This window comes from Butyrivibrio sp. (genome assembly GCF_017635265.1).
GTDB lineage: Bacteria > Bacillota > Clostridia > Lachnospirales > Lachnospiraceae > Butyrivibrio.
Genome location: NZ_JAGBLU010000104.1, coordinates 114,854 through 133,061, shown reverse-complemented (window position 1 = coordinate 133,061; position 18,208 = coordinate 114,854). Strand labels below are relative to the sequence as shown.

11 protein-coding genes are annotated in these 18,208 nt (G+C 39.3%); 3 read left to right on the top strand and 8 right to left on the bottom strand.

What is annotated here, in order from left to right:
- Positions 1–11: 11 nt before the first annotated feature.
- Positions 12–1,319 (bottom strand): redoxin family protein, encoded by a 1,308-nt coding sequence (locus J6O61_RS12795; RefSeq protein ID WP_292213910.1) that lies wholly within the window; start codon positions 1,317–1,319, stop codon positions 12–14.
- A 274-nt stretch (positions 1,320–1,593) separates the two neighbouring features.
- Here J6O61_RS12795 and J6O61_RS12790 point away from each other — a divergent pair, with 274 nt between their 5' ends.
- Entirely contained in the window at positions 1,594–3,408 is a 1,815-nt protein-coding gene (locus J6O61_RS12790; RefSeq protein ID WP_292213907.1) for an ABC-F family ATP-binding cassette domain-containing protein, read from the top strand.
- A gap of 141 nt (positions 3,409–3,549) precedes the next feature.
- Here the strand turns inward: J6O61_RS12790 and J6O61_RS12785 are convergent, their stop codons facing one another.
- The 6 genes from J6O61_RS12785 to J6O61_RS12760 form a co-directional block, all read right to left on the bottom strand.
- Complete coding sequence (locus tag J6O61_RS12785; protein ID WP_292213904.1) at positions 3,550–5,208, bottom strand: amino acid ABC transporter ATP-binding/permease protein; 1,659 nt, start codon at positions 5,206–5,208, stop codon at positions 3,550–3,552.
- A gap of 1 nt (position 5,209) precedes the next feature.
- A complete protein-coding gene (locus J6O61_RS12780) occupies positions 5,210–5,716 on the bottom strand; it encodes an ATP-binding cassette domain-containing protein (RefSeq protein ID WP_292213901.1) in 507 nt (168 codons plus the stop codon).
- Positions 5,667–8,177 (bottom strand): hypothetical protein, encoded by a 2,511-nt coding sequence (locus J6O61_RS12775; RefSeq protein WP_292213899.1) that lies wholly within the window; start codon positions 8,175–8,177, stop codon positions 5,667–5,669. Before J6O61_RS12775 ends, J6O61_RS12780 begins: the two co-directional genes overlap by 50 nt.
- 78 nt (positions 8,178–8,255) lie before the next feature.
- A complete protein-coding gene (locus J6O61_RS12770; RefSeq protein WP_292213897.1) occupies positions 8,256–9,119 on the bottom strand; it encodes a carbohydrate ABC transporter permease in 864 nt (287 codons plus the stop codon).
- 14 nt (positions 9,120–9,133) lie between these two features.
- On the bottom strand, positions 9,134–10,072 hold the full coding sequence (locus J6O61_RS12765) for a carbohydrate ABC transporter permease (protein ID WP_292213895.1): 939 nt from the start codon (positions 10,070–10,072) through the stop codon (positions 9,134–9,136).
- Between the two features lie 66 nt (positions 10,073–10,138).
- Positions 10,139–11,566: an ABC transporter substrate-binding protein gene (locus J6O61_RS12760; RefSeq protein WP_292213892.1), complete on the bottom strand. Its 1,428-nt coding sequence runs from the start codon at positions 11,564–11,566 to the stop codon at positions 10,139–10,141.
- Between the two features lie 142 nt (positions 11,567–11,708).
- On the opposite strand from J6O61_RS12760, the gene J6O61_RS12755 reads away from it, so the two are divergent.
- Together J6O61_RS12755 and J6O61_RS12750 are read left to right on the top strand one after the other, a co-directional pair.
- Positions 11,709–13,274, top strand: coding sequence for a response regulator (locus J6O61_RS12755; protein ID WP_292213890.1), 1,566 nt, complete (start codon positions 11,709–11,711; stop codon positions 13,272–13,274).
- An 82-nt stretch (positions 13,275–13,356) separates the two neighbouring features.
- Positions 13,357–15,102, top strand: a complete 1,746-nt coding sequence (locus tag J6O61_RS12750; protein ID WP_292213887.1) for a sensor histidine kinase — start codon at positions 13,357–13,359, stop codon at positions 15,100–15,102.
- On the opposite strand, the gene J6O61_RS12745 is transcribed toward J6O61_RS12750, so the two are convergent.
- Positions 15,058–18,159, bottom strand: coding sequence for an alpha-mannosidase (locus J6O61_RS12745; protein WP_292213885.1), 3,102 nt, complete (start codon positions 18,157–18,159; stop codon positions 15,058–15,060). The genes J6O61_RS12750 and J6O61_RS12745 overlap by 45 nt on opposite strands.
- Positions 18,160–18,208 lie beyond the last annotated feature (49 nt).

The window sequence follows — 18,208 nt, the reverse complement described above, 5'->3', positions numbered from 1 at the left end:
TCGGACTAAACTTACATGTCAAACGACATTTCTCTTGCCTTGGCTATTACGTCTTCCATAATATCCTTTGTCATACCGCCGGGAATATATCCTAGTACATACCCATCCGGATTTATTAAAAATGTGGTGGGAAACGCTGTAATATAGTAAGGAAGCTGTAATGTTGCACCTTCATCCATAAGCACCGGGTACGTATAACCATTTTCTTTAAGGAATCCGGTAATGCCCTCTATATCTTTTTCATCGCCATAACTTGGAAATGCCACTGCAAGAATTACTACATCTGAATCTTCATCCTGTGAATACTGCTCATACAGTTCCTGAATATAGGGCATTTCTTCTCTGCATGGCGGACACCAGGTAGCCCAGAAATTAAGAAAAATAATTTTTCCTCTGTAGTCAGACAAACTATGAGTTTTACCATATTGATCAACCAGAGTAAAATCAGTTGCTGCAATCAGCTCATTATCCGAATCTTTCTCTTCTTCAGAAATTGTATCTGTCGCTTCATTTACAATATCTGACGCTGAGTTTTCAGTGTTACTTTCTGAATGAAGGCTATTTGAGTCTTTTCCGGAATCAGACTCTGCGTCTATCTGAACTCCTGCAAATTGTGACAAATAGCCGGAAATACTGTTCATCTTACCTGTAAACATCAGAATTCCCATAAAAATCATGAGTACGGCACCGATTTTTACAGTATACTTCACAACACTTCTATGTTTTCCGATAAACTCAAGCAGAGATGTCGTAAATACTCCAACCAGCAGGAATGGAATCACATATCCAAGAGTATATACTCCAATGAGTAAAAAACCTGTAGCTGTTGAATCGGATGAAGCTGCCATTATAAGCACGGAAGATAAAACAGGCCCTATACACGGACTCCATGCAAAGCTTATAACAAATCCCATGATAAGAGCAGTAAAAGGAGACATTGACAACTTGCCAAGATCAACAGGAAGCCGTACATCTTTACTTAGTATCCGGCTATTTCCAAATATTCCCAACTGATACAGTCCAAACATTATAACTATAATGCCACCAATTCTGACAAACAAAAGCTGATTCCCGCTAAAGAATCTGCCAATTACACTAAGCCCCATTCCCAGCAAAAAGAAAGCAAAGCTTATTCCTATAACAAAGAATAAAGTATTCACCATCACTTTCTTTTGGTCATAATATCTGGAACCATCAGATTTCTCCCTCAAGGTTCCACCCGAAAGATATCCCATATAAACCGGAATAAGCGGCAATACACATGGAGAAAAAAAGCTCAATAGTCCCTGAAAAAATACTGTAATAAATGTAATATTCATAGTTAATACCTTTCAAATTCATTTTGTGCAATATAATCACATCATATCATTTTATTCTGTTTTTGTAATACCTATTATCAAAATTAATGAAAAGTTGCATGTATGTTGAAGAAATTGTAATATTATGCCTGATATTACTCTGTCAATTAAGTATCACCGGTGTAGCTGTTTTTATATTTCTCTACTATATTGCTTAGATATTCAAATAATAATTACGATATTTAATGACCATAGTAATATAACCTAATGTTTTACCAATCCGGAGTGGTTTTTAATGAATATTTTAAATATAGAGAATGTTTCTAAATCATATATGTCCAGGCCTGTTTTAAAAAATGTTTCCGTAGGAATAGCAGACACAGACAAAATAGGTGTCGTTGGTACAAACGGAACAGGGAAGTCGACGCTTCTTTCAATTGTGGCAGGCGCAGTTGAGCCGGACAGTGGTCAGATTGTAGCCGGCAATGGCATTCGTATTTCATATCTTCCGCAAAATCCTGTATTTGATATAAATAAAACTCTTTTGGAAAATATAGCAGATAAAATATATGCCGGCGGCGATTATTGGGACAAGCTTGGAGAAATTAAGGCAACTCTTGCCAAGTTCGGAATTGATGATCCGGAATGTAATCCGTCTGTTTTATCCGGTGGTCAAAAGAAAAGAGCTGCACTGGTAGCTGCAATCATGACTCCTTCGGATTTTTTGATATTGGATGAGCCAACTAACCATCTTGATTCCGATATGATAGAGTGGCTTGAGGATTTCCTGCAGCATTTCAGAGGCGCACTTTTAATGATTACTCATGACCGGTATTTCCTTGATGAAGTAACAAATCAGATTCTGGAAATTGATAAGGGAAATGCATACCGCTACGAGTCCAATTATTCGGGATTTTTGGAGCTGAAGCAGCAGCGCCTTGACTATGAGCAGGCTGCCGAGCGAAAAGCAGCTTCTCTTTACAAAAAAGATCTTGCCTGGATGTTGCGAGGTGCAAGAGCCCGTTCAACCAAGCAGAAGGCTCATATACAACGTTTTGAGGCTCTTCGTGACAGACAGCGTCCGGAAGAAGAGCGACAGGTTGAACTTAGCTCACTTCCTACACGAATGGGAAACAAGACTATTATAATAGAAGGCATTTCCAAATCCTATGATGGCAAGAACCTTTTTAAGGACTTTTCATATACCTTCAATAAGCTGGACAGGATCGGAATCATAGGACCTAATGGCTGCGGCAAATCAACTCTTTTGAAATGTATTATCGGAGCAGTCTCTGTTGACACAGGTTCGGTAGAGATAGGTCAGACTATAAAGATTGGATATTTTGGACAGGAAAATGAAGCTCTGGATGAAAATAAACGAGTAATCGATTACATAAAAGATACTGCAGAATTTATCCAAACCGCGGAGGGGCTGGTTTCTGCCTCTGTTATGTGTGAGAGATTTCTTTTTACTCCGGAAATGCAATATGCGCCAATATCCAAGCTTTCCGGCGGTGAAAAGAGAAGACTGTATCTGTTAAGAGTGCTTATGGAACAGCCAAACGTTATTATATTGGATGAGCCCACAAATGACCTTGATATTCAGACACTTAGAGTATTGGAAGATTATCTTGACGGATTTGCAGGAATAATCATCACTGTAAGCCATGACCGATATTTCCTTGACAGAATTGTGACCAGAATATTTGCATTTGAAGCAGATGGAAGTCTTTATCAGAGTGAAGGAGGTTATTCGGATTACATTGTTCATAAAAAAGAGGCAGAATCCACTGAAACAGTAACATCTTCCGCCGATAATAAATCTTCACAGTCAGAAGAAAAAACTTCTAAGGGAAAATACCGAGCCCCAAGAGAAAAAACAAAGCTTTCTTATAATGAACAAAAGGAATATGACAATATAGAAGCAGAGATTGAAAAGCTGGAAAAACGCGTCTCTGAATTGGAAGATGATATAGTAGAAGCAGCTACTGATTATCCGAGACTTCTAAAACTCAGCCAGGAAAAAGATGAACTTGAGGCTGAGATTGAAAGAAAAATGGACAGATATGTTGAATTGCAGGAGTTGGTGGATAGTTTTAATAAAAACTGAATTTATTACTCCGGACATAAAATGTCGCTATATATTCAAATAATAATTGCGATATTTAATGACCGGAGTAATATTTTCAATACATTAAATCAGAGATATAATCTTACTTTCATGAGCATCTACCTTACTTCTCGTCTTTTTTCAAGAAATCCGTCCGCCTTCCATCGCCAGAATCTCATCCGCTATCCTCATGGTGGATTCTCTGTGGGAAACAAGCATGATTGTTTTTTCTTTGGTCTCTTCTTTTAAAGATTTCAGAATTATCGCTTCATTCAAACTATCGAGATTACTTGTAGGTTCATCCAGCAGCATTAACGGTGCATTATGAAGAAAGGCCCTTGCAAGCCCGATTCTCTGCCTTTCTCCACCGGACAATGTGCTTCCCAGTTCTCCTACTTCTGTTTCATATCCTTTTGGAAGCGTCATAATAAAGTCATGGATAGATGCTTTCTTACAGGCTTTAGCAACCTCTTCGTCGGTTGCATCAAGCTTGCCGATACGAATATTATTGGCTATCGTATCCTTAAATAACTGAGTCTCCTGTGTCATGTAACTTTCCATATCCCTAAGATCATCAGTGTTTATCTCTGCTATGTTTCTTCCTGATACAGATATCTCGCCACTACCGGCTTTCCAGAATCTCATGATAAGTTTTAAAAGAGTTGACTTTCCGCATCCGCTTTTTCCGACGATGCCAATAATTTTCCCCTTAGGCACCTTAAGTGATACGTTATTAAGCACATTTTCTCCCAAGTATGCAAACGATACATCTTTTATTTCCGCCCCGGTAAAATCTACAGACGATTTCCCGGTTATGTCTTCTGTTTCCGGCTCTTCGTCAATTATTGCGAGGACTCGTGCTCCTGAAGCTACTGTATTTTGGAGCGTTGTACCAAGCGCTGCAAGTGCTGTAACAGGCCCAAAAGATGACATGAGCGATATCATCGGAATCAAAAATCCGTCAAAACCAACCTGACCGCTTTGATACAACCAGGTACATATAAGCAGCATCACGATATCAGAAATCAGAATAAGCATATTCGCTATCGCCATATTGGTTCCGGTAAGCCTGCTTAAATCTTTTTGTCTCTCTGACAAGATATTCGTTTTATCGCCTATCTCCTTTAGTCTCTTTTGTCCATAGGAATATTGAAGTGTATCATCTATCCCTCTTATACTTTCCAGCATATGTGCCGAAAGCTCCCCTGACTGTGCCCTAAGCTCATCCCCTGCTGTTCCGCTTCGTTTTGAAATGATCACCGGAAGGATAACCCCCACGAAAACAAACGAAATAAGTGCTGCTATTCCCAGCAACGGGTGAAAACTTCCGATAAACAGGCACATTATCGTTTCTGAACAAACCGCAATGCATATCGGGGATATCGTGTGTGCATAGAAAACTTCCAAAAGCTCTACATCAGATGTGATGAGCGATATCAGATCTCCTTTATCCCTGCCTTCCAGCTTAGCAGGGCAAAGTCTTCGCAGTGCTTTAAATACTCTGTCTCTTATTATTGCCAACAGAGTAAATGCAATATAATGATTGGTCCTCTGCTCAGCAAGGCGGAATATTGCCCGAAGTATTGCAAAAGCCAGCAACAACAGTACAAGCATGTTCCAGGATAATTTTGTCCTGAATCCAAGACCTATCAGAATAGCTTCACCGCCAAGTATCGGTATAAACTCTGCAGTCAGGAACCCGAGTGTTCCGAAAATAACCGCAAGAATCATATATCCTGACAGTGGTTTTACCAGCTTTAACATTCTGAAAAGAACAAGTGCTTTATTTTGTTTCTTCATATCAAAGCACCTCCTTTCCATATTCCTCAAGTTCTTTTTGTGTATTCCATAGCTTCCTGTATACGGCATCTTTTTCAAGAAGCTCCGTATGTGTTCCTTCTCCTGAAACTCTACCGTTTTCCATACAGTAGATTCTGTCTGCGTCCACCACATTCATAAGTCTGTGTGTTATCATAATAATCGTTTTGGTCTTTGCAAGTTTCTTTATTTCAGAGAGAATCAGTTCTTCACTCTCGATATCGATATTACTGGTAGCTTCATCAAAGATATAAACCTTGGCATCATGAAGTATTGCCCTTGCAAGTGCAAGCCGTTGCTTCTGACCGCCTGATAAATTCCCTGCATTTTCCGCAAGAATTGTATCAAGTCCCTTTTCTTCTTTAAGAAATCCGTTGACATTGCACTCTGCCAGCACATCCCAATAAACGATGTTGACGGAAGTCTTATCTGTTCCTTTTTTATAAATACTCCTTTCCAGAAAGAAACAATTTCCCAGTGTTGGGATCATAAGAAGGCTCTAAAGAAACAGCTTTTTCCCTGAATTCTTCAAAAGAACCATATTCCTTTTTACTTCCACAGATAACCGCAAAAGCTGATTCTCTGGAATAAAATCTAAGTTCACAATCATACAGCATATCGGAATACTTGTATGGTTTTTCGCTGCACCAAACAGCAATATAGCCATCTGCTTTTCTTAGAAACAGCCATGTTCCGCATGCCTTTATATTTTTTATTCCGGCATCACCATCATTGCCCGCATATAATGCACCAATCCCGCTTCGAATGTCCTCAAACACAAATACATCATCAAATCTCTTTTCCGGGAGATACATGTGAACAAATCCCACAGGATGTTCCTCCGGAATCCTGTATATAGCGCCAAGTACATTGCTTTGCTGACGAAGAGCCGGCATGACACCATTTCCATTCCAGTAACCGGGTCTCATTCCGGAACCTTCTGCCATACACCCCGGATGATTGATAAAAACAAGTGCTTCTCCTGACAGCGCTGCATACCACATATGCTGCTGATAGCCATCGGTTCCGGGCTCAAAATATGTAGTTCCGTGGAAGCATTCATTGGCACTCTTAAGCCATTCATGAGTATCAATGTCAAAATCCGCCTTTTCATTTTTCCATCTTTTAAACCCATCACATCTTGGAGACTGTACAGATGTGATACAATAGTCCTCTGTCTTTTTTATATTTATAAGCGCATTGCCTGTACTATATGACGTATCCAGAGGCTTTTCCATCAACTCTTTTAATCTTTCGTCAAAAACGTACTTACTGGTTGCCACATAAGAAAGCCATCCTTCACCGCTTATTGACGGAGCATCATTGTTAATCATGTGCACCAGGCTCTGAACACCTTCTCTAAAAGGATATATTACGCCGCGATACACCCTTCCCATTGGTGCAATCATAGTTCCTTTAAATGAATGCATGGCAATCTCTTCAAGCATCCTGTCACACAGCTTTGACGCCCGCTTGGATATAGATTCATCAGCAAAATCCACAAGGTTTAATAGAGCTCCAAAAGTAACATTGGTATATGTGGCACTAAGAAACTCTTCAAATCCATACTCTTCAACATCCTTAAGCCATTCCAAAACTTTTCTCTCACCGTATAAAGAAAGCTCTTTTCCGGTCATCCCTGATCTTGTAAACACATCATCACGGTACATATTTCCGGCAAACATCATGCATGAATAAAACATCAATGAATGGTTTTCGCTCCAAAAGCACATTCCATCGCTGCCTTCCATATTCATCCAATATCTGAAGTTCAATAATACTTCCCGAATTCTCGCTGACAGCGCTTCATCAACTTCATAATTCTTTATATATCTGATAATCCCGCATAAAAGAAAATCCGCACAATCAACTCTTTTCTCCACAAGATCAAGATCATCAAAAAATCTCTTCCTGTCTAAAGGATCATCTATTCCCAAAGCTTTTCTTGCAAGAATATTCATAATGGAAAAACCAAATTCTCCGCGGTTTGCAGACTTTACCTCTGCTATTGTCTTTAAATACCTCTGCTTATCTGCTTTTTCTTCCTGAGTTTCTTCAAGGGAACATATTCTGTCGGAAAGTTCAATAGTTCTTCCTATTGTGTACGAAGCTCCTCCCACAAGGTTTTCACAGGACACTCTCACAGATTCTTTGCCATCGGGAATTACAAACTCTCCTGTTCCCTTAACACTTTCATCCTCGCTTCCATCTTCATAGTCACTCTTCCATTTTGGAAAAGAAATTGTGTATTCTTTTAAGCCAAGATAAAGCTTTCCGTCTTCATATTTCAAATTTCCCAGCTCATTTAAGTTTTCATATACTTTTTCCCTGATCCTTTTGTCAGGCAAAGTGACACAAATCTTTTCTCTTTTATCAAGAACCTGTACTCCGACAATATTTCTGGTATCCCTAACCCCTAAGTTTAAGCACTTGATAAGAACTTCGTTTTCACCTTTATTAAGCTTTACTTCTACATCTTTGTAGGTAATGGGCTTATAAACGGGCGTATCAGTACCGCCTTCATAATTGCCATTCACGAATAAGGCCGCAGCCATATATGACCATAGGCTAATTGTAGTCCTTGTACTTTCTGATGCTACCAGAACTGTTGACACCTCAAGTTCTATTTTCTTTAAGGTCGAATAAAACGCAGACTTATCTATAAATCCATTCCCTAAAGTTGCTGCTGTTTCCCACTCACAGCCAATATCTGACTTTTCGCCGACCAACGCTTTCCCACTGCCAATATCAATTCCTGCGTCATCTTTTATTATCAGGTTCCTGGCAATCTGCTTTCTTAAGCGTTCCTCTAATTTAAACTGATCTTCGTCAACAATATCCGATTCATAATCACTTACCTTTGGTCCCGAAACCATGTACTGGCAAACAAAGCCTTCGTATCCAAGCTCCCATCTGTCCATAGCTGTCTTCATCTCCTCTAAATAATGCATTCTTGAATCAAGAATTTATGACTTTTCCGTTCTGATAATAGTCACGAAAAAGCCGCAGGAATTACCCTGCGGCTTTCTTTAACCCTTAACGGCTCCGCTTGTCATACCACTCATAAAGTTTCTGCTGAATATACAATAAATCACCAACATAGGAATTATCGCAATGGTTGCTCCTGCAAACATGATATTCCAAGCTGCAGTACCATCTCCTGCATTCTTTAACATATTGACGCCAACTGTAAGAGGTCTCTTGGCATCGTTGGTCATTGTAAATACTAATGGCAGTATATATTCATTCCATCCCTGCCTGAATGATAAAAGAGCTATCGTTCCCATTACCGGTTTCAGAAGAGGAAGAATTACCATATAGAATGTCTGAAAAAAAGTACATCCGTCTATCTTTGCTGCTTCATCAAGCTCTTTCGGAATAGAATTTACAAATCCTCTGCTTAGGAAAATGTATGTTGCCTGTCCACCACCTGCGGAAATCAGAACAACCGCCAGAAGAGAAGTGTTAAGGTGAAGTTTTATTGCAAGTTCATACATCGGGCGAAGTGAAACAGATCCCACATTTATAAACATGAACATTACAAAAAGTGAATAAACCAGTTCTTTTACCTTAAATTTACTGCGGGAGAAAACATAACCTGCCATACTTGCATTCACCAGAGAAACAATCATTACTCCAAGCGCAAGAAATATACTGTTCTTGGTATATACGGCGAAATTTGCCTGATTCCACGCAGATATATAGTTATCAATAATCCACTTTTTAGGGAATATATTGCTTCCACCTACAAGAAGTTCGGCATTTTCCTTAAATGATCCGAATACTACATATAGAACCGGGAAAATAGTAAGTACTGCCAGAAAAAGAAGCAGTATCCATACTATTGTATTTATTATCTTACCTTTTGTTGATACAACTGCATGTCCTTCCATCTTTTCTCGCCTCCTTATACTACATCATCCAGTTTTCTTGAAATGAAAAGATATATAGCAGTCACTATACCAACGATTATTGCAGCCACCACTGATAACAGGGCACCATATCCAATCTGCACTGCGGCCGTTGAAGTGGCAGAACCAAATATCATTCTGTAAATGTAAAGGAACATAACCATCGATCTGTTACCCGGGCCACCATCGGAGAGGACCATAATTGCCTCATAATCTTTAAATGCTCCTGTAATTGCAAGCATCAGAACAACCTTAAGTACCGGAGAAAGCATAGGAAGTGTCACATAGAAAAATGTCTGAACACCGTTTGCTCCATCTATTTTGGCTGACTCATATACATCATTTGAAATGGAATCCATTCCTGATGTAAAGTACAGCATGTAATTACCAAAGCCGCCCCATATAGCCAGAATCGTCACTGCCGCCATTACGACATTGGTTCCGGTGAGCCATGGAATCGGCGATGATACAATATGCAAGGATTGTAAAACAGAATTTAAAATGCCGTTTTTAGTTGCAAAAATAAATGTGAATATCATGCCTGCAATTGATGAACTGATTACAGTTGGCATGAAGTACACTCCTCTGAAAACATTTGATCCCATAATCCTGGTATGAAGAATGACCGCGATTATAAGCGCCAAAGGAATAATAAACAATAGCTTATAAAATGCATACTCAAAAGTATGGACAACGCTCATCCAAAATGTCTTGTCTGAAAGCATTCTCTCAAAGTTTGCTGCCCCTGTATATGTGGCAGTAAAACCGTTGTAGTTATAACAAATATATCTGAATATCCATATGAAAGGATATATTGAACAAACTATTAAAAAAATGATTGCAGGCAGCAACATCAAAAAAGAAGCTAATCCCTCGTGAGAACCGCCTGATCTTAACTTGATTCTTTTTTTGCCTCTTCCATCATTACCAGCCATACTAATGCCCCTTTTCTCTTAGAAAAAGGGGACCTTAAAGATCCCCTTTTATTTTTTTACTTCGTATTACTCTGAAAGATATTCAGCAGTTCCCTTACTTGGGTGAAGCGGATCATAATCTTTGATCACAAGTCTCTTGACAGTTCCTGATGCAACGTCAGCTTCAAGTGCTTCGTTATAACGGGTATTCAGATCTTCGATAGCTTCATCAACATCCACATAACCCATTACGGCATTCCAAAGAACGGTTCCGTAATCATCACCTGTGAGGTTGATTGAAGGTGTCGGAGGATATACATCTTCATAATCCTGTGTTGCAAAATCTACCATTCTTCCTGTCTGTGAACTGTCGATGATACCAGCCATGTAATCTGTTATAGGAAGGCAATATCCATTCTCAAGGTAAGACTTCATAACTTCCTCTGACTGAAGGTAAGAAATAACCTTCCATGCTGCATCCTGGTTAGGGCTTGATGAAAGAATGTAGTAGCCCTTCTGAGGAACCATGTTAAGCGCACCCTTTACTGTGCCATCAAGTGTAGGAACTTCAGCAACACCCCACTCAAAACCTGTTACAGGAATCTGGTTTGTAAATACTGAAACCTCCTGAGAAGCGTTGCTCCAAAGAGCGAACTGACCTTCTGCGAAAAGAGCTCTCATGTTATCAACACCCTGCTGATCAGGATATGCTGCAGCTACAAGTCCCTTACCGGCTTCTACGATTTCTTTGAATCCTGAAAAATCAAATTTACCGTTTACATAGTCGTATGGGTAAATTCCTGACATCTGAGCTGATGCTTCAAGAAGTCTTCCAAAAGGACCTGATGATGTAAGACCGATTCCATAATACTGACCTGCGCCTTCATCTGTTACCTTCTGAGCAAGTGCTACATAATCCGAAAGTGTTGAAGGAATTTCTTCTGTAATAAGAGATGTGTTATACTCAACTCTTACACCTGAACGAACTCCCGAATATACGCTGTAGATGTTTCCATCCTTTACGTTATAGCCTTCATACATATGATTGTATGGGTCATTGACCTTCTGATATTCTTCATCTGCTGAGATGTAATCGTTAAGAGGAATAACGATTCCTGTATCTGCAAAATTGTTGATTGAAATATCAGAACCGTTACCTGTTACAATGTCAGGTGCTGTTCCGCCCTGATATGCAAGCTGGATCTGATTGGCATAATTGTCAGTTACCGTCTGGAACTCTACCGTAATACCATCTGTATTGGTTGAGTTAAATGTATCAATAGCTGACTGAATGTAGTCCATGTCATGACGGTCATTTGTCCACATTGTTATTGTGATGCCGTCTCCTGATGCTGTCTGTGTTGTGGCAGCAGCTTCAGTAGTATCTGCTTCAGCAGTCTGTGTATCACCTGTCTCAGTTGTAGTAGCAGTAGTGTCAGATGAAGCGCTTCCGCAAGCTGCAAGCGAAACAACCATTGTTGCAGCCAAAATGCTGCTTAAAAGTTTCTTTTTCATTTTTCCCTCCTGTTCACTGTAAACATTTGTTATAAAAAAATGTTATCATTCGTATTTTTTTATCTAAAGGACTTTTTCAACTCACTATGTAACACTTTTTTCATATAAATGATAGAATAAAATATCTATTGGAGGAAAAAAAATGGAGGATTACAAGACCATCACTGCCATTCTGGTTGATGATGAACAGTCAGTTTTAAACGGATTACAGGAAGTAATAGATTTTGACCGATATCAGATAAAGCTCATCGGAACCGCCATGGACGGCGTAGAAGCATTAAAGCTTCTTCTTGAATGGCAGCCGGATTTTGCCATCGTTGATATTAACATGCCGGGAATGAGCGGTCTTGACATTATTCGCGAAGCAAGAGCCAACAAAATCAGGACAGATTTTATTATCCTTAGTGGCTTTGGGGAGTTTTCTTATGCGCAGGAAGCCATTTCCCACGGAGCCAAAGCATATCTTCTTAAGCCTGTAAATGCCGAGGAACTTAATAACCAGATCGGACAGATATGTCTTGAACACTCAAGACACAGTCAGATGCCAATAAATCAGAAGTATACGCAGCATCTTATAGACAACAATTTCAATCGTCTGATAGATGGCAAATATACTGATTCCTCAGCAATAAGCAGTTTCCTTCAGAGCCTTGATTTGTCAATCGGTATGGGAAACTGTTACGTGATGGTCATTCAGACCAACATTGAGCTTACGGAGCCTGAGAAAATGTTACATAAATTAAATGAGACATTTTCAAACACTAAGCATGTTTTCTGGCAGATTGATTCAATTAAGCTCGGAGCAATTTTTAATATCACAGAGGAAACTTCTTTTCGCATTGCCATGAAAATTGTTGAGGTAATGTCAGAGTTTTGCCCCGGAACCACTATAGGAATCGGTGACATTGTAAACCAACTGACAAATGCTTCTTACTCATACGGAAGAGCCATGACTGCCCTAAGCTACAAGCTGTTTGACTCAGCATCAAGAGTTTTCCCAAGTGATATCATATGTACAACTCCTCCCACTCTGAGACTACAGGAGATAGACTGCCTTCCACTTGTCCAGTTCATAGTTAAAAGAGACAAAGATTCAATACGCAATTTTTGTAAAGACTTTTTTAACAGTCTCTTATATGTAAAAATGCCTCCGCCAAACTATGTTTTTAGCATGTGTTACGCGCTCTTTGCCCAAATACAAAAGGAATTCTCCAATTTTCTTCAGGAGAATATAACTGATTTTGCAGGAAGTCAGGAGCTGTATCAGTGTACAAATACTGACCAGATTATCGACTGGCTCAGCAATACTTTTTGTAAACTATCAGACATGGTTGATGCCATCTACGGCTATTCCAATCCGCAATCAGAAAAGCGCGTGGATATAAGCTCTGTTGAAGATGACATTATTATCGCTTCCCAAAAATACATCAAAGATAATATTGCAAAGCGCATAAAGCTTGAAGACATAGCAAGAAACGTGCATCTGTCCCCTTCATATTTTGCGACTTATTTCAAGGAAAAAACCGGGGCAAACCTTCGTGATTTTCTGCTTCAGACAAAAATGGAGTATGCGGCAGCTGCCCTTAGAAGCGATAATCAGACTGTAATGGAAGTCGCAGACTCACTCGGATATAGCGACTACAGATCATTTTCCAGAGCCTTCAAAAATATATACGGATGCACTCCTTCTGATTTTCAGAGCAAATAGTTTATTATGGAGAAAAGATGAAACAGAAATTTCAGGATCAGCCTTTATTCAAAAAATCAGTATCTATCTATTTGGCATCACAGTGATACTTATATCTCTTATGACATTCTTTTCCCTGTTCATATATGCTGCCAGAACTAACAAATGGTTCATTCAGGAGTCTGATTCTCTTGCCTCAAATGCTTCATATTCACTTGCAATGCACTATGAAGTTATCACAAGGCGCTTTGTCTCGATTTTCGGAAACGAGGATTTTGCCACTCTTTTAAAAAGAGAACATAATGAAGAAAATACTCTAAAGCTTCAGCAAAAAGATCTTCAAAGCTATCTGGCGGACCTTCAGGTATCTGATTACATCATAGACTCTGTTATGGCAACTTCCACCAAAACCGGAAATATTTTTTCTTATAACTGGTCCGCTACTTTGGCTGAAAATGCTTTGTTTACCTCTGATGATCTTTCTCAGATCAAAGGCATAACCTGGCTTTCAAAAAGGTCAAGTCCTCTGCACAAGAGCACTTCAACCATTCCTATAGTCTATCCTCTTAGCACTGATTATAAGGATTATGTCACTATAACAAACAACATTGACTACACAGACATTTTTGTAATCGTATACCTTGATTATGCTAAGCTTTCCTCTGCCATAACCAATCAGGACTTAGATCAGCGAGCTACTGAAAGTTCTGAATTCTTTTTATTCTCGACAGATAATGTAATACTTAATCCGCCTGAAGATGCGGATTATATGCTTACTGTAAATGAAAAGCTTTCAGAATTATCAGATAGTACCACTAGTGTCAGCAATGTAAGTGGCGATGATTACTGGTACTACTCACCCGTCAACAATTCAAGACTTTTTTTATTGTACCACACAAGCCCCGCATCATTTCTTTCTGCAATCGGAATAACATCCAATACCTTTTTACTTTTTGGCATTTTAATTGTTATGATTCTGGGAATTGTCTCTGTACTTATGTCACGCTTTATCAGTAGGCCTATTCAAATTCAGGCAGGAATAGTAAAAGAAATAGAGCAGGGAACCTATAATGTAAAAAGAGAATTTAAAACCAATGATGAAATTGGGCAGCTAAACAAGGCAATCAATCAAATGTACGACACTATACAGTCTCAGATTGAACAGATAAAAAAGGAAGAATCAGAAAAATATGTTGCTCAGATGCTAAGGACCTCAGAGCAGGTAAACCCTCACTTTCTGTACAACACGTTGGATGCCATCCAATCAGAAGTCAGAAAAGGAAACAGCGAAACTGCTGCTGACCTCATTCAATATCTCTCTGAATATATGCGCATCGGCTTGTCATATGGAGATGACTTCATTGCTATACCGCAAGAGATACAACATGCCAATGCATATATTCATCTGATGGAAAAACGATTTGGAAAAGATATTAACTTTATCTATCAGGTTTCACCCGAGTTATCCACTTTCAAAATACCAAAAACAATATTACAGCCTCTTTTGGAAAACAGTATCCGTCACGGATTTGGTATTGACAGCGAAGGAATTCCCGTTCAGCTTCCTACTCTTGAAGTCAACATTCTTTCAGACAGAGAAAATCTGACAATTGAAGTTGCAGACAATGGCTCCGGATTTGATATAGAAAAAACCGCTGCGATCATGATAAACGGTAAAGATGATCAGCAGCGGCATATAGGACTTCACAATGTCTATTACAGATTTATAACAACTTATGGAAAAGAAAACATTGATATCTTGCTGGATTCCATTCCATATTACAGAAACTCTATAAGAATAGTTTTAAAGAGTTACAGAAACAGTAATTATCTCAAAGGGACTGTATGATATTTCATCAGTCTCTTTTTCTATATCTTCAAGCATGTTCATAATCGTAACCTTTCGAGGAAGTTTTACTTTTCCTCTACATCCGTTCTGCTCTGAAAGTCTTATAACAAAGCTCTTTCCGTCTTCTGAAAGCTTCATTGCCTGAAGAATAAGCCCATCAAAAAGCTTAAGTTCCGGAATGATTTTGCCTATAGAAAAGTTCTTTTCCACTTTTATAAGTGGGTTGTTGTAGCAAAGCGCCTTCTCATTTATCTTTGCCTCAATGTGGCTACCTTCATGCGGAAGGATCACATAGGAGAAGTGATGCTTTCCGATATCAGAGTTAACGTCAGGTCTTATGTTGGACCTAAGAAGGCTAAGGGACATTCCTTTCTCTTCAACACCAAGCCCATACTTACCCTCATTTATAATTGCGACGCCTGCTCCCTGTTCCGCAAAGTCACACCATTTGTGAGAGCAGACTTCAAATCTTGCCTGCTGCCATGTTGTATTTTTGTGAGTCTCTCTCTTGATATATCCGGCACTTGTATCACAAATAAGCTCTCTTGAGAGTATGTTGCAGGAGAATTCTGCTTTAACAAGCCTGTGCTTTTCATCCCAGTCTACGTCATGCTCAACTTCAATATAAGGTGAGTCCTTGAAAAATCTAAGGATAACTCTCCAGGTACTCTTTCCCTTCGCTGGGGAAAGCTTTGCCTTGTTTTCCGGAGTCTGTAAAACCGTCTTGAATTCAGCAACAGTAGCATTTGAAAAAGTGAGTTTTAAAGGTTCTGTTACTGTGAATTCATACTCAACATCTTTATAATTGGGCAGAATATCCCACGCATCATACATACCCGGTACATCCTGATAAAGGTGGAGCTTATTAAAGTTTCCGTCTACCCACTCTCTGCCTGTTTTTACATCTACAAGACTTCCAAAACTTCCATCTTTGTTAAGCTTTGCTTCATAGAATGGAGTTTTTAACTCAAGGACTCCATCTGCGCGTTGGTTAATTGTAATCCATTTTCCGCTGCAATTTTTATTATCATGCTCATTGGAACCGGCGTTATTCTGTGCATTATTTTCCCTGACAGCACCATAATTGTCATTGGATATAGGGCTGTTTTTTAAGATATCTTCTGTTTTTTTGCTTTCAAGTCCTTTAATTTCAGGATATGCAAAAAATCCTCTAACGCCTTCTCTTGTGATATCTCCTTTTTCATCGGGAATAAAGGTCACCTGATCAAAGGGCACATTAAGCGTGTTTAAAAAATACTCTCCGTTCTCATTGATGATATTATCAAGAGTTTTATCAGCTTCCTCATAATCCCTGATTGCATCCTTAAATACAGGATTTATATGGCTTCCCGGAAGGATATCGTGAAACTGATTTACAAGCATCTTTTTATAAGCTTTGTCAATTTCGGTTTTGGGATATTCTTTTTTATCAGTAATCATACGCATCAGAGAAAGGATCTCTGCTGCTCTTATTTTGCTTTCCAGTTTTCTGTTATATCTTTTCAGGATGGACTTGGTTGTAAACGTTCCCCTGTGCATTTCAAGGTACAATTCACCATCCCATGTGGATAAGTTATTATTTCCTTCAAGATTTCTGTGGAGAAACTCATGTGCTGACATATGCTCAGTTTTTGGCATTATCGATAGTTTATCAAAGCGGTGCATAAGTTCGATCATTTCTTCTGTGGCGCCGCTTCCTCCGTCGCCATATCCGAACATACTTAAAGTCTGTCCTCCGGTTTCTTTATCCTGGTACGCATTCCAGTTTTCCATTATCTGACTTGGCATGTTCCAGGTAATAAAATGTGTAGGCGGAACGCTGGCATAGACTGATGTTCCGTCAATTCCCTTCCACAGGAAGTTATTATGCGGAAATCTGTTCGTATCATTCCAGGTAGACATCTTATTTGATACAAAAAAATCCACTCCACTCTTTTTAAGAATCTGCGGAAGTATCCAGCTGTTTCCGAATACATCGGGAAGCCATGCATTATCGGAAGTTTTCCCGAACTCTCTTCTGTAAAACAGTTGTCCGTAAAGGCACTGTCTGATAAGGCTCTCTGCACATGGAATATTGCAGTCAGGCTCAACGTACATCGCGCCTATTGGCTCAAACTGTCCGTTTTTGATTTTTTCTTTTAACTCCTCAAATAGTTCGGGGTAGTTCTCTTTTAAAAGTTCATACACATAAGGCTGTGTGTGGGCATACTTAAAATCAGGATACTTGTCCATAAGTCTCATCTGAATGAGAACTGTTCTGGCGTTCTTCTGCACAACGTGCATTCTGCGCCAATAGTACGCAATGTCCAGGTGAGAATGACCAACCAAAGCTACATCGCCACTTGATCTGAAGTCTTTGTTCTGATAAATATGCTCATCGATGTATTTAAGGGCATCTGCGGCGCCTTCATAGGTATCAAAATCCACAAGGTTCAGAGCTTCGTTAAGCTCTCTGTTTAGGAACGACCTATAGTCCTCGTCAAACTCTTCTGCCCCTGCAATATCCAAAAGAAGTGTCAGATCATAATAAAGATCAAGCATATCCTGATTCACAGTACAGATAAATGCCCCTTCAAAAATCTGGCGGCATCCCCTTGAATCCATTGCGTCAGGATTTCTTTCATCATCCGGCTTTGATCTGTTGAAGCCTTCAATTTCAAATTCAAAGCTCCCATCTTCACGAATCCATCTTGAAAGTTCAATTCTGTCTCTGTTTGGGTCAATTCCACCTGCATACTTACCGTTTATCTTGACGATCATTTCTGCCGCCGTATGCAAAAGAATATAGGTTTCTTTTCCCAAAAGTTCAGCCGGTACTTTCCCTTTTCCTCGAATGAAAGCCGTTCCATCCGGCGTAAAATACACATCTCCCTGCTTCAATGGTCTGTAATCGTTGTCATATATATACTCGTTTTCGCTGATCTGATGCGCATCCCGAACTTCAATATCCGTGATTTCCAGCTTTTTATCAATAATAGCTTTTTTTATCCATCCATATCTCAGAGCAGTCCATTCCTCAGGACGCATGCTTCTTCTTACTACTTTTACAAATGCCATATCATTCTCCTCAAAAGGCTTTATTTGATTTAGGAATTATAACGAAATA